The sequence below is a fragment of the Streptomyces sp. NBC_00249 genome (assembly GCF_026342355.1).
Classification (GTDB): domain Bacteria; phylum Actinomycetota; class Actinomycetes; order Streptomycetales; family Streptomycetaceae; genus Streptomyces.
In genome coordinates this window covers 657,144-670,308 of the sequence record NZ_JAPEMV010000002.1, presented here as the reverse complement: position 1 = coordinate 670,308, position 13,165 = coordinate 657,144, and the positions used below count along the sequence as shown (strand labels likewise).

Sequence of the window (13,165 nt, the reverse complement as noted above, 5' to 3'; positions counted from 1 at the left end):
CGGAGCCAACCGGGAGAACCTGCCTTGAGTCGTGAAACTGACAGTTCGTCCCCCGGGCCCCACGGGCACGGGGGCGCCGCGTACCCCTCGGGTACGCCGCCGTACGGAACCGGCCAGTCCTCGTCCCCGGCCGTGCCCCCCGGTCCCGGCGCGGCGACCGCCCCGGAGGAGAACCCTGTGACCTCGAACCCGTCCACGCCCGAAACCGACGGGCCGAAGACCGAGACCACCCTGACGACCCGGATCCGGATCAACATCCCGGGTTCGCGGCCGATCCCGCCCGTGGTCGTACGCAAAGCCGTGAAGGACGCCGCCGAAGGCTCCCCCCCGGGTCAGGTCGCGCCGGCCGCCCCGGCCGGGTCCGCCCCGGCCCCCGCCCCGGCGCCGGCCTCCGCGCGGGCGGCCCTGCCCGCGCGGCCCTCCGCGGCCCAGCCGCCCGCGGCCCCGGCGCCCGCCGCGGAGGAACCCGCCGGCAACTGGTTCGCCCCCCGCAAGGCGACCCCGCCGCCGGCCCCGTCCGCCCCCGCCCCGCCCAGCGCGGGCTACGGCTCCTCGGCGCCGCCCGCGCCGCGCGCCCCCTCCGCGCCCGCCCCGGGCAGCGGAGCCGGCTTCGCGCCCCCCGTCGCCCCGGGCCACCCGCAGGCCCCCGGCGCCCACGGCACCGGCGCCGGCTTCGCGCCCCCGCCCGTCGGCGGCGTCCTCGGCGGCCCCGGTGTCGGAGCGCCCCCCGGCGGCGGCCGGGCCCCGGGCTACGCCGAGTACGACAACGGCCCCGCCACGGAGGCCTTCCCGGCCTTCCCCGAGAGCGGCTACCCCGACCCGGCCTTCGCCGACGCCTTCGCCGCGCCCGCCGGGCCGACCGGCGGACCCGCGCTGGGCACCGTACCCGTGGGCGCCGAAGAACCCGCGCGCTGGCCCGGCCCCGAGGCCCCGTCCGTACCGGGCGGCCCGATGGCCGTACCCCCGCCCGGCCCGCAGGCCCCGAAGCCGCCCCGGCCCCTCCCCGTGCCGCCGCCCGCCCCCGCGGGCAAGGGCTCCAAGCAGGCCAAGGGCGCCAAGGCAGGAAAGTCCGGCAAGGCGGCCAAACCCGCCAAGTCCGCGAAGAAGGGCCGCTCCAAGCTGGTCCTCCTCGGCGGCGGCATCTTCGCCCTCGCCGGCCTGGCCTACGGCGCCGGCCTGCTCATGAACCACTCCGACGTGCCCAAGGGCACCAAGGTCCTCGGCGTGGACATCAGCGGCAGCCGCGACGACGCCGTCACCAAGCTCCAGGACGCCTTCGGCACCCGCGCCGCGGCCCCCCTCCCGCTCACCGTCGGCGGCAAGCAGGTCGAGCTGAAGCCCGACAAGGCCGGCCTCACCCTCGACAGCCAGACCACCGTCCGCAACGCGGCGGGCAGCGACTACAACCCCGTCACCGTCATCGGCTCCCTCTTCGGCGTCGAGCGCACGGCCCTCGCCGTCATGCCGGTCGACGAGGAGAAGCTGCGGGTCGCCCTCCAGGAACTGGCCGGCACCGCCGGCTCGGCCACCGAGGGCACCGTCAAGTTCGACACCGGCAAGGCCGTCGCCGTCCCCGGCAAGGCCGGCACCAGCCTCGACGTCGACGGCTCCATCGACCAGGTCACCAAGGCCTTCCGCGAGCTCGTCGCCAGCGGCAAGGCCCCCGCCGTCGAACTCCCCACCGCCACCAAGGAACCCACCGTCACCCAGGCGGAACTGGACCGGGCGATGAAGGAGTTCGCCGAACCGGCGATGTCCTCACCCGCCACCGTCAAGGCCGGCGGCAAGTCCCTGCCCTTCGGCAGCAAGTCCCTGCCCAAGATCCTCAGCATGCAGGCCATCGACGGCAAGCTCGTCGAGAAGTACGACCTGGAGGCCCTGAAGGCCACCTACGGCAACGCCTTCGACGGGGTCCTGATCACCCGCGGCACCGGCGCCAAGACGCCCGTCACCCCGCAGGACGTCGCGGGCGCCCTCGGCAAGGCCCTCGTCGGCAAGACCCCCGCCGAACGGATCGTCACCATCGACACCAACGCGAGCTGACACCCGCGTCCGTCAGCCCGCCCGCAGCCCCTCCCCGGACCCCGGCGAGGGGCTGCGCCGCACCCGGGCCCGCGCGGCCCCGCCCCGCCCTGTCACGCCCGCCGCATGACATCTGTCATCCCGCACCCACGACGGCCGACACTGCCGCGCCCACCCCCGTACGGGCGAACCTTGGGCCATGACGACGACGACCGCGGCACACCCCGCCGCCCCGGGCCCCGGAACCGGATCCGGTACCGACAGCGGCCCCGTGGTGAGCTTCCGCAACGTGACCAAGAGCTACGGCCAGGTACGCGCCGTGGACGGCCTCTCCCTCGAACTCCACCCCGGCGAGACCGTCGCACTGCTCGGCCCCAACGGCGCCGGCAAGTCCTCCACCCTCGACCTGCTCCTCGGCCTGCGCCCCGCCGACTCCGGCAGCGTCAGCCTCTTCGGCACCACCCCCCGCGAGGCCATCGCGGCCGGCCGGGTCGGCGCCATGCTCCAGAGCGGCGGCCTGATGGAGGAGGTGACCGTACGCGAACTCGTCACCCTCGGCTGCGCCCTGCACCCCCGCCCGTACCCGGTCGAGGAGGTCCTGCACCGCGCCGGGGTCGCCGACATCGCCGGCCGCACGGTCAACAAGCTCTCCGGCGGCCAGGAGCAGCGCGTCCGCTTCGCCCTCGCCACCGCCGGACGGTGCGACCTGATTGTCCTCGACGAACCCACCACCGGCATGGACGTCACCTCCCGCCAGGCCTTCTGGGCCACCATGCGGGAACAGGCCGCCCAGGGCCGTACGGTCCTGTTCGCCACCCACTACCTCGAAGAGGCGGACGCCATCGCCGACCGGGTCCTGGTCCTGAACAAGGGCCGGCTCCTCGCCGACGGCACCGCCGCCGAGATCAAGGCCAAGGCCGGCGCCCGCAAGATCGCCTTCGACCTCGACCCCGTCGACCTCGACGGCCCCGTCGACGAGACGGTGCTGCGCGCCCTGCCCGCCCTCACCGCCTTCGAACGGCACGGCGCCACCGTCAAGCTCCAGTCGAGCGACGCCGACGCCACCGTCCACGCCCTGTACGCGCTCGGCGTGTACCCCCGGAACCTGGAGGTCGCGGGCCTCGGCCTGGAGCAGGCCTTCATCGCCCTCACCGAGGCAGAGGAGACGTCCCGATGAGCACGCAGAGCACGATGAGCACGCGGTCGGCAAACGCCGGCACGTACCAGCTGGTCAAGCTGGAGATCGGCCGCGCCCGCCGCAACAAGAAGTACCTGTTCTTCACCGTCCTCTACCCGGCCGCCCTGTTCCTGATGCTCGGCGGCACCCTGGACGGCACCACGAAGGTGCAGGGCACCGAACTGGCCATGCCCGCCTTCTACATGGTCGCCATGGCCTCCTTCGGCGCCCTGACCGCCGTCCTGATGGGCAACAGCGAACGCATCGCCAAGGAACGCGAGAAGGGCTGGGTGCGCCAGCTGCGGCTGACCGCCCTGCCCGGACACGGCTACGTCCTCGCCAAGACCGCCAGCGCCGGCGTGCTGTCCCTGCCCGCGATCCTCGTCGTCTTCGCGGTCGCGGCCGGGGCCAAGGGCGTACGGTTCGAGGCCTGGCAGTGGCTCGCCCTGACCGGCGCCATCTGGGCCGGCAGCCTGGTCTTCGCCGCGCTCGGCGTGGCCATCGGCTACCTCGCGAGCGGGGACACCGTCCGCCCGATCACGATGCTCTTCTACTTCGGCCTCTCCATCCTCGGCGGCCTGTGGATGCCCACCGCGAACTTCCCCCAGTGGCTCCAGAACATCTGCGAGTACCTCCCCACCCACGCCTACGCCGGCCTCGGCCAGGCCATCGAGCTGGGAGGCGCGCCGCAGCTGAAGGACGTGGCGATCCTCGCCGTGTACTTCGTACTGTTCACCGGTGCGGCCGCCTGGCTGTACCGCAAGGACTCCCTGAAGGCGTGAACCCGTGGCGCTGACCGAGAAACAGGACGCCGGGGGCCGGAGCCCGCTCGGCCCGCTGCGCGAGAGCGGCGGCCACAAGGTGGTGCGGATCCTGTGGACCTGCATCTGGCTCTTCTACCTCAGCGCCCCCGTCATCGACCTGATCCGCGGCGGACACAGCACCGGAGTCCGGCTGCTGGGCGCGCTGGGCCTGCTGGCCTTCGTCGTCTGGTACCTGATCCTGGTCATCCGCACCGCCCGGCAGATGGTGGTGTGGCGGGTCCTGGCCTCCCTGGGCGTGCTCGCCGCCCAGGCCACCGTCCTGTCGCTGACCCTGGGCCGCGAATGGCTCGTGCTCTTCGTCTACGTGGCCATCGCCTCCGGCGCCGCCCTGCCCGCGGAGATCTCCCGCTGGACGGTGCCCGGCACCACCCTGCTGCTGACGGCCACCGCCTACGCGGTACCCGAGGGCGACCTCTACCTGGTGGGGCTGCTCGTCCCGGCCCTGATGGGCGGCTTCGCGATGGTCGGTGTCCGCCAGATGATCCGCACCACCGTGGAACTGCGCCAGGCGCGGGCCACGGTCGCGGAGCTCGCCGCGAACGAGGAGCGCCTGCGCATGGCCCGCGACCTGCACGACCTGCTGGGCCACTCGCTGTCGCTGATCACGCTCAAGAGCGAGCTGGCGGGCCGGATGCTGCCCGAGCACCCCGACCGGGCCGCCCAGCAGGTCGCGGACATCGAGCAGGTCAGCCGGCAGGCGCTGGTCGACGTACGGGAGGCCGTGAGCGGCTACCGCCGGCCCACCCTGCCCGGCGAGCTGGCCGGCGCGCGGACCGCCCTGACGGCGGCCGGGGTCGCCGCCGACCTCCCGGCCGAAGCCCCCGAGGACGTCCCGGAGGCCGCGGAGTCGGCCCTGGCCTGGTCCCTGCGGGAGGCCGTCACCAACGTGGTCCGCCACAGCGGCGCGAAACGCTGCACGGTCACCCTGACGAACGCCCAGACCCTGGCGGGCCCGGTCCTGGAACTCGCCGTCACCGACGACGGCGCCGGCGGCCCCGCCCTCCCCGGCAACGGCCTCACCGGCCTGACCGAACGCCTGGAGGCGGTCGGCGGCTCCCTGTCGGCCGGCCCCGCGGGCCGGACCGGCTTCCGGCTGCTGGCCCGGGTCCCCCTAGGATCGCCCTCATGACCGCCGACGCCGCGCCCATCCGCATCCTGCTGGCCGAGGACCAGTCGATGGTCCGGGAAGCCCTGGCCGCGCTGCTGGGCCTGGAACCGGACATCGAGGTGCTGGCGCAGGTGGCGCGGGGCGACGAGGTCGTGGCGGCGGCCCGCGCCCACGACGTGAACGTCGCCCTCCTGGACATCGAGATGCCCGGCATGACGGGCATCGAGGCCGCCGCGCAGCTCCGTGCCTCGCTGCCCTCCCTCAAGATCGTCATCCTGACCACCTTCGGCCGCCCCGGCTACCTCCGCGGCGCGATGGAGGCGGGCGCCTCCGCCTTCCTGGTCAAGGACGCCCCGGCCGCGCAGCTGGCGGACGCGGTACGCAAGGTCCTGGCGGGGGAACGGGTCATCGACCCCACCCTCGCGGCGGCGGCCCTCGCGGAGGGCGCGAACCCGCTGACGGACCGCGAGCGGGAGGTCCTGCGGGCGGCGGAGTCCGGCGCGACCAACGCCGAACTGGCGGCCCGCCTGCACCTGTCCCAGGGCACGGTCCGCAACTACCTCTCGACGGCCATCCAGAAACTCGCGGCCCGCAACCGCACGGAAGCGGTCCGCACGGCCCGGGAAAAGGGCTGGCTCTAGCCATTCACCTCGATCGCCGGCGAGGCTGAAAAATCCAGCCTCGCCAGGGGGCACCTCCCAGCGGTAGCTGGGGGAGTTTGAGGCGCGGGGTCTGGGGCGGAGCCCCAGGGAACGGTGGAAGGGCGGGTAGGGGGCCCCGCCCCGCGCAGCGGCCACCACCGGCAGACGACGCACGGGCAGCGGTCACCCGAACCTGCCCCGCCCGGGCGGCGCGTACTAATTGAGCAGCGCGCGAGCGGAGACGGCCTCGCCCCGGATGCGGGCCGCCGCCTCGGTGTCCACGGCGTCCATGACCAGCGCGTACGCCTCCAGTTCGACCGCCCCCTCCTGGAAGGAGCCCCGCTCCACCAGCACCCGCGCCCGCTCGTACCGCAGCGCCGCCGGATGCGACGGCAGCAGCAGCGCCAGCTCCAGCGCCCACAGCGCGACCCCGGACTGTTCCGGCCGCGACGCGGCCCACGCCCGGATGTTGTTGAGGATCCGCAGCACGATGTCCAGGGTCCGGGCCGGCGTCCGCGGCCCCGCCGCCAGCTCCGCAGGACCGGCGCCGAGCGAGGCCCCGCCCGCGAACGGGTCGGCGACCACGCCTTCCTCCGGGTCCCCGAAGCCGACCACGAAGTGCCCCGGCAGCCCGAGCCCGTACACCGGCGCCCCGGCCCGCCGGGCCACCTCCAGCCACACCACGGACAGCAGGATCGGCAGCCCCCGCCGCCGCCGCAGCACCTCGTGCAGCAGCGAGGACGACAGCCGGTCGTAGTCGGCGGGGGTGCCGTGGAAGCCCACCCGGCCCCCGAGCAGCTCGGTGACCGCCGAGGCCCACGCCCGCGCGCCGCGCAGCCCGTACGGCAGCATCCCCGCCAGCCGGTCCAGTTCGATCTGCGCCCGGTCCATGACCCGTTCGTCCGGGTCGTCCAGTTCCGGGTCGGCCTCCGCGGCCAGCAGCAGGCACAGCCGTGCCAGGTCCGGCCGCTCCGAGCGGGCCTCCGCCGCGAACAGCTCCCGCGTGCGCGCGCTCACCTGGCCTCACCGGCCGCCCGGAAGTGGTGGTAGGAGTGGTGGGTCGCGAAGCCCATTGCGTCGTAGAGGGCCCGCGCTCCCGGGTTGTCGGTCTCCACCTGGAGCCAGGCGGCCGAGGCGCCTTCGTCGAGGGCGCGCCGCGCGAGCGCCGTCATCACCGCACTCGCGAGGCCGCGCCGCCGCCGCGCGGGGTCCACGGTCACGGCCGCGAAGCCGGCCCACCGCCCGTCGACCACGCACCGGCCGATCGCCCGGCCGCCGTCCAGCGAGGCGAACCACACGGAGGGCCCTTCGACGAGCATCCGCCGGGCGAGCTCCGGGTCCTGGACCTTGCCGTAGCGCTCCAGCCAGTGCGCGTCGGGCTCGCGGGTCAGCCGTACGTCCGTCACGTCCGCGTCGAGGTCGCCGACCGGTGCCAGGGCCCCGGTACGGACCTCCGCGGACACCTCGTTGGTCCAGCCGCGCCGTTCCAGCTCGGCGCAGAGCAGCTCCTGCGTGCCGAGGGCGCCGGTCGCGGCCTGCACGTACGCCGGAAGGTCACGTTCCGCGTACCAGGAGGTCACCCGCGCGAGTGCTTCGTCCAGGGGTATCCCGGGGTCGCCGAGCGGTAGCACGGAGTTCGCCCGCCGCGTGAACCCGCCGGCGGCCCGCAGCGTCCATTCGCCGAGCGGCTCGCTCTCCAGCGGCTGCCAGGCCCGTGCCGTGACGCGCGCCAGCTCCTCGAAAGAGGCCGCGGGACCCCTGCGGCGGGCCGGTGCGGGCGGCACCGTCTTGCCCGCGACCAGCGAGGATTCCGCGATGTGGACGGACACGCCGTCCTTGCGTGTGATCGTCAGCACACCTGAGGTCCAGGATGTGAGCACCCCGACGGTGTCCAGGAAGGCAGGGCCGCCGCTCCGCCCGGCCTCCACCCGTCGTACAGACACTCGTTTCCCCACGTCAGCCGGGGTGATACGGACCTCCAGCAGTCCGCCGGCAGTGATTTCCACAGCTCTGTCCGCCCCTCCTGTTCGGATCGTGCCCGGGAACGGAGATACTAGGTGCGGGCATCGACGACGCCGCGCTCCCGCGCGAATGGACAGCCCTACCGAGGAGGAACGAGAGCGTGACCTACGTCATCGCGGAGCCTTGTGTCGACGTCAAGGACAAGGCATGCATCGAAGAGTGCCCCGTCGACTGCATCTACGAGGGCCAGCGGTCCTTGTACATCCACCCGGACGAATGTGTCGACTGTGGCGCCTGTGAGCCGGTCTGCCCGGTCGAGGCCATCTTCTACGAGGATGACACCCCGGAGGAGTGGAAGGACTACTACAAGGCGAACGTCGAGTTCTTCGACGAGCTCGGCTCGCCCGGTGGTGCCTCCAAGCTCGGTCTGATCGAGCGCGACCACCCCTTCGTCGCCGCGCAGCCGGCCGACATCAACGCCGGGCACTGACCGTACCCGGCTGACGCGCCCCCTCGGTCCCGTACGGCACACCTGCCGCGCGGGACCGAGCCGTTTCACCCACCCAGCGCAGAGAGAGCAGAGACCACCGTGGCCGCAGTATCCGACCGTCTTCCCGCCTTCCCCTGGGACAAGCTGGAGCCGTACAAGGCGACTGCGGCGGCCCACGCGGACGGCATCGTCGACCTGTCGGTCGGCACCCCCGTGGACCCGGTGCCCGCGCTGATCCAGGACGCCCTGACCGGCGCCGCGGACTCTCCCGGCTACCCGACGGTGTGGGGGACGGTCGCGCTGCGCGACGCGATCACCGGCTGGCTGCGCGGCCGCCTCGGCGCGAGCGCCGCGGGCCACCGCAACGTACTGCCCGTGGTCGGCTCCAAGGAACTGGTGGCCTGGCTGCCGACCCAGCTCGGCCTCGGCGCCGGCGACCAGGTCGCCTACCCCCGCCTCGCCTACCCGACGTACGAGGTCGGCGCGCGGCTGTGCGGGGCCGAGCCCGTGGTCTACGACGACCCGACCACCGACCTCGACCCGGCGCGCGTGAAGCTGCTCTGGATCAACTCCCCGTCCAACCCCACCGGAAAGGTCCTCGCCAAGGAGGACCTGATCCGGATCGTGGCCTGGGCGCGCGAGCACCGCATCCCGCTCTTCAGCGACGAGTGCTACCTGGAGCTGGGCTGGGAGGCCGAGCCCGTCTCCGTCCTGCACGACGAGGTCTGCGGCGGCTCCTACGAGGGCATCGTCGCCGTCCACTCCCTCTCCAAGCGCTCCAACCTGGCCGGATACCGGGCCGCCTTCATCGCGGGCGACGCCGATGTCCTCGGTGAGCTGCTGGAGATCCGCAAGCACGGCGGCATGATGACCGCCGCCCCCGTCCAGGCCGCCGTCGTGGCCGCCCTCGGCGACGACACCCACGTCGAGGAACAGCGCGCCCGCTACGCCGCCCGCCGCGACGCCCTGCGCACCGCGCTCCAGGCGCACGGCTTCCGCGTCGAGCACAGCGAGGCCAGCCTCTACCTGTGGGTCACCCGGGACGAGCCCTGCTGGGACACCGTCGCGCACCTGGCCGCCCTCGGCATCCTGGTCGCGCCGGGCGACTTCTACGGGGAGGCCGGGGCCACCTTCGTCCGCGTCGCCTTCACCGCCACCGACGAGCGGGTCGCCGCCGCCGTCAAGCGCCTGGGCTGAGGCCCCGCCCGCACCGGAACGGCCCGAGGGGCCGGGAGTACGTACTCCCGGCCCCTCGGTGCGCGTACGGACGGATCAGCCGCCCAGCGGCAGACCGCCCAGCGGGGTGGCGCCCACCGGCAGCTGCCCGACGGGCAGGTCCTTCACGGGCAGGTCCTTCACGGGCAGGTCCGACGTCGGCAGGTCCTTCACCGGCAGGTCCGACGTCGGCAGGTCCTTCACGGGCAGCTGCCCGGCCACCGGCAGCCCGCCCAGCATCCCGCCCGCCTGCCCCGCAACCTCGGTGGCCGGGGCAGCGGCCGGAAGGGCCTGCGTGGCGGTGCCCGCCACGTCCGCGGCCGCGGCGGTGGCGTCGGGGGCGTCCTGCGCGGCGAGCGAGCCCAGCTGCGGCAGCTCCGCGGCACCGGCCGCGCCGGCCGCACCGACCACGGGCGCGGTACCGGCGGCCAGGAGCAGCGCGGTACGGGCGATCCGACGGGTCAGGGGGAGGGACATGTTGCTCCTAAGCGGTAGCGGCTGAGTACGCCGTGTACAACCGCTCGCGGGGTGGGTGGAGTTGCGGACCCCCCGGGTAAAGGATCAGTAACGCATCGTTTAATCGGCTTCCGCGACAAACGCACCGGACGGCCGCCCACCAGGGCTTCTCCCCACCCCCGGCCCGAGCCCGCCGAACCTGAACCACCCCCGCGGGAGTGACCCTTCGTACGGGTGTCGCAAGCGCGCGCCCGCGCGACCGCGCCCCCGCCCCGGCGACCGCGCCCGCGACCCCGCGACCGCGTCAGCGCGCCACGGAGATCCGGACCTCGTCCGGACCCGCCCCCGCGCCCCTCGGCTGCCACCGGCCCTTGTCCTGGCCCGCCGTCCAGGCCGACCGCCCGTACGACACCCCGGAGATCCCGAGGTCCCGCGACCGGGCCACCGCCCAGTGCGCCACCGCCCGGCCGCGCCGCTCCTCGGCGCCGCCCGGCTTCAGCTGGACGACCACCTCGCCCGGCGCGGCGGCCTGCGCGCCCGCCTGACCGCCGGCCCGCGCGCCCGCGCCGGGAGCCTCCTTGCCGAAGTCCCGCGCCAGCTCCGCCCGGATCCGCTCCGGGTCGCCGCCCTTGGGGGGCGGGCCCGAGCAGAACAGCGTGGCCCCCGAACCGTTCTCGCCGAAGGCCGCCGTCAGGACCGTCGCGTCCGGCTCGTGCTTCGCGTAGGCCTGCGGGAAACCGCTCAGCTGCACCCGCTGCGCCGCCACCGTCAGCGGCAGCCGCGTGTAGCCCTTCACCTCGACGAGCCGGTCGTAGAAGATCCCCGCCGAGTACACCGGGTCCGTGATCTGCTGCGGCGTGCCCCAGCCCTGCGAGGGCCGCTGCTGGAACAGGCCCAGCGAGTCCCGGTCGCCGTGGTCGAGGTTGCGCAGCCCCGACTCCTGCATCGCCGTCGCCAGCGCGATCGTCAGGGCCCGGTCCGGCAGCCCCTTGGAGATGCCGACGGCCGCTATCGTCGCCGCGTTCGCCGCCTGCTCCGGGGTCATCTCGTACGTCCCGACCGAGTCCGCCGAGCCGCCGTCCACCCCCTTCGCCGTCGCCGTGCAGTAAGGGGCGCCGCCGCCGTTGGAATCGAGTTGGGCGACCGCGTAACCGATCACCGTGAGCAGCACGGCCAGACCCACGGCCGTACGGAGGGGCCGGCGGCGGCGAGGACGGGGGCGATCGGTCTCGGACACGCGGCCCACCGTACTTGAGTCATATGACGCGTCCATGGGCCGGACGTCCCCGGTACCCGCCCATCCCGGGGCGTTAGGGTCAGCTCCATGTCCGAATCCGAGCTGGACCTCACCCTGGACGCTGCCGAGCTGACCGCCCGGCTCGTCGACATCCCGTCCGTGAGCGGCGACGAGAAGGTCCTCGCCGACCTCGTGGAAGACGCGTTGCGCGGCCTCCCGCACCTGACCGTCGACCGCCTCGGCAACAACGTCGTCGCCCGCACGAACCTCGGCCGCGCCGAGCGCGTCGTGCTCGCCGGCCACCTCGACACCGTGCCCATCGCCGGCAACGTCCCGTCGCGCCTCGACGAGAACGACGTCCTGTGGGGCTGCGGCACCACCGACATGAAGTCCGGGGTCGCCGTACAGCTGCGCATCGCCGCGACCGTCCCCGCGCCCAACCGCGACCTCACCTTCGTCTTCTACGACCAGGAAGAGGTCGCCGCCGACCTCAACGGCCTCGGCAAGGTCGCCGCCGCCCACCCCGACTGGCTGACCGGCGACTTCGCCGTCCTCCTCGAACCCTCCGACGCCGAGGTCGAGGGCGGCTGCCAGGGCACCCTGCGCGTCCTGCTGCGCACCCGCGGCGAACGCGCCCACTCCGCCCGCAGCTGGATGGGCTCCAACGCCATCCACGCCGCGAGCCCGATCCTCGCGAAGCTCGCCGCGTACGAACCGCGCAGGCCCGTCATCGACGGCCTGGAGTTCCACGAGGGCCTCAACGCGGTCCGCGTCGAGGGCGGCGTCGCCAACAACGTCATCCCGGACGCCTGCACGGTGACGGTCAACTTCCGCTACGCCCCCGACCGCAGCGTGGAGGACGCCGTCGCCCACGTACGGGAGGTCTTCGCGGACTGCGGCGTCGACGAGTTCGTGATCGACGACTCCTCGCCCGGCGCCCTCCCCGGCCTCTCCCACCCGGCCGCCGCCGCCTTCATGGAAGCCGTCGGCGGGCACGCCATGCCCAAGTTCGGCTGGACGGACGTCTCCCGCTTCAGCGCGCTGGGCGTCCCGGCGGTCAACTACGGCCCGGGCGACGCCCTGCTGGCGCACAAGGTCGACGAACGCGTGGAGACGAAGGCCATCCTGCACTGCGAGGAACGACTCCGTGCCTGGCTGACCTCCTGAATTCCGCTTCTCGTCACCTTTGTGCGCCTAACCTGATCCAACGATCAGCAGGAGGGAGCACATCATGGGCAACCCCGAAGGTTCGGCTCGTCGACGGCCCGAGGAGCAGCAGCTCGGGCCCGTGCTGCGCAGGCGGAGCCAGGTGCAGGCGGGCAGTACGACGGACCAGCGGCTGCTGGACTCGGCCGGGCCCTCCGAGTGGGTGCACACCGATCCCTGGAGGGTCCTGCGCATCCAGTCGGAGTTCATCGAGGGCTTCGGCACCCTGGCGGAGCTGCCGCCCGCGATCAGCGTGTTCGGCTCGGCCCGTACCCCGGCCGGTTCCGCCGAGTACGAGGCGGGCGTACGGATCGGGCACGCGCTCGTCGACGCCGGCTTCGCCGTCATCACGGGCGGCGGCCCGGGCGCGATGGAGGCCGCCAACAAGGGGGCGCGCGAGGCCAACGGGATCTCCGTCGGCCTGGGCATCGAGCTCCCCTTCGAGCAGGGGCTCAACCAGCACGTCGATCTCGGCCTGAACTTCCGGTACTTCTTCGTCCGCAAGACGATGTTCGTGAAGTACAGCCAGGGCTTCGTGGTCCTGCCGGGCGGTCTGGGCACCCTGGACGAGATGTTCGAGGCGCTGACCCTGGTGCAGACGCAGAAGATCACCCGCTTCCCGATCGTGCTGTTCGGCACGGAGTACTGGGGCGGCCTGATCGACTGGCTGCGCAACACGGTCATCGCACAGGGCAAGGCCTCCGAGAAGGACCTCTACCTCTTCCACGTCACGGACGACGTGGACGAGGCCATCGCGCTGGTGACGAAGGAAACCGGGAAGTAGCGGGAAGCGGTACGACGGGGCCCGGGCCGCCCGGGCCCCGTTC

The 13,165-nt window shown here is 73.7% G+C and carries 13 protein-coding genes; 9 read left to right on the top strand and 4 right to left on the bottom strand.

Annotation, left to right across the window (positions count from 1 at the left end; all coding sequences use genetic code 11):
- Positions 1 to 177 precede the first annotated feature (177 nt).
- From OOK31_RS11855 to OOK31_RS11835, 5 genes are all read left to right on the top strand, one after another.
- On the top strand, positions 178 to 2,043 hold the full coding sequence (locus OOK31_RS11855) for a hypothetical protein (protein WP_323188207.1): 1,866 nt from the start codon (positions 178 to 180) through the stop codon (positions 2,041 to 2,043).
- 178 nt (positions 2,044 to 2,221) lie between these two features.
- On the top strand, positions 2,222 to 3,199 hold the full coding sequence (locus OOK31_RS11850) for an ABC transporter ATP-binding protein (protein WP_267012398.1): 978 nt from the start codon (positions 2,222 to 2,224) through the stop codon (positions 3,197 to 3,199).
- Positions 3,196 to 3,981 carry an ABC transporter permease gene (locus OOK31_RS11845; RefSeq protein ID WP_267012397.1) on the top strand — a complete coding sequence of 262 codons (786 nt, stop codon included), beginning with the start codon at positions 3,196 to 3,198 and terminating at the stop codon, positions 3,979 to 3,981. The genes OOK31_RS11850 and OOK31_RS11845 overlap by 4 nt, the downstream gene beginning before the upstream one ends.
- A 55-nt stretch (positions 3,982 to 4,036) precedes the next feature.
- A complete protein-coding gene (locus tag OOK31_RS11840) occupies positions 4,037 to 5,152 on the top strand; it encodes a sensor histidine kinase (protein WP_267012856.1) in 1,116 nt (371 codons plus the stop codon).
- A complete protein-coding gene (locus OOK31_RS11835) occupies positions 5,149 to 5,772 on the top strand; it encodes a response regulator transcription factor (protein ID WP_267012396.1) in 624 nt (207 codons plus the stop codon). Before OOK31_RS11840 ends, OOK31_RS11835 begins: the two co-directional genes overlap by 4 nt.
- A 216-nt stretch (positions 5,773 to 5,988) precedes the next feature.
- On the opposite strand, the gene OOK31_RS11830 is transcribed toward OOK31_RS11835, so the two are convergent.
- Positions 5,989 to 6,789 (bottom strand): transglutaminase-like domain-containing protein, encoded by an 801-nt coding sequence (locus tag OOK31_RS11830; protein ID WP_267012395.1) that lies wholly within the window; start codon positions 6,787 to 6,789, stop codon positions 5,989 to 5,991.
- Positions 6,786 to 7,778, bottom strand: a complete 993-nt coding sequence (locus tag OOK31_RS11825; RefSeq protein WP_267012394.1) for a GNAT family N-acetyltransferase — start codon at positions 7,776 to 7,778, stop codon at positions 6,786 to 6,788. The genes OOK31_RS11830 and OOK31_RS11825 overlap by 4 nt, the downstream gene beginning before the upstream one ends.
- A gap of 116 nt (positions 7,779 to 7,894) precedes the next feature.
- Between OOK31_RS11825 and fdxA the strand changes: the two genes are divergently transcribed.
- Positions 7,895 to 8,224 (top strand): ferredoxin, encoded by a 330-nt coding sequence (fdxA, locus tag OOK31_RS11820; RefSeq protein WP_267012393.1) that lies wholly within the window; start codon positions 7,895 to 7,897, stop codon positions 8,222 to 8,224.
- 99 nt (positions 8,225 to 8,323) lie between these two features.
- Positions 8,324 to 9,421, top strand: a complete 1,098-nt coding sequence (gene dapC, locus OOK31_RS11815; protein ID WP_267012392.1) for a succinyldiaminopimelate transaminase — start codon at positions 8,324 to 8,326, stop codon at positions 9,419 to 9,421.
- Positions 9,422 to 9,496: 75 nt separating this feature from the next.
- Here dapC and OOK31_RS11810 read toward each other — a convergent pair whose 3' ends face one another.
- Both OOK31_RS11810 and OOK31_RS11805 read right to left on the bottom strand, forming a co-directional pair.
- Entirely contained in the window at positions 9,497 to 9,916 is a 420-nt protein-coding gene (locus OOK31_RS11810) for an ATP-binding protein (protein WP_267012391.1), read from the bottom strand.
- Between the two features lie 283 nt (positions 9,917 to 10,199).
- Positions 10,200 to 11,132 carry a hypothetical protein gene (locus OOK31_RS11805; RefSeq protein WP_267012390.1) on the bottom strand — a complete coding sequence of 311 codons (933 nt, stop codon included), beginning with the start codon at positions 11,130 to 11,132 and terminating at the stop codon, positions 10,200 to 10,202.
- Positions 11,133 to 11,219: 87 nt separating this feature from the next.
- On the opposite strand from OOK31_RS11805, the gene dapE reads away from it, so the two are divergent.
- Both dapE and OOK31_RS11795 read left to right on the top strand, forming a co-directional pair.
- Positions 11,220 to 12,299: a succinyl-diaminopimelate desuccinylase gene (dapE, locus tag OOK31_RS11800; RefSeq protein WP_267012389.1), complete on the top strand. Its 1,080-nt coding sequence runs from the start codon at positions 11,220 to 11,222 to the stop codon at positions 12,297 to 12,299.
- Between the two features lie 64 nt (positions 12,300 to 12,363).
- A complete protein-coding gene (locus OOK31_RS11795; protein WP_267012388.1) occupies positions 12,364 to 13,122 on the top strand; it encodes a TIGR00730 family Rossman fold protein in 759 nt (252 codons plus the stop codon).
- Positions 13,123 to 13,165 lie beyond the last annotated feature (43 nt).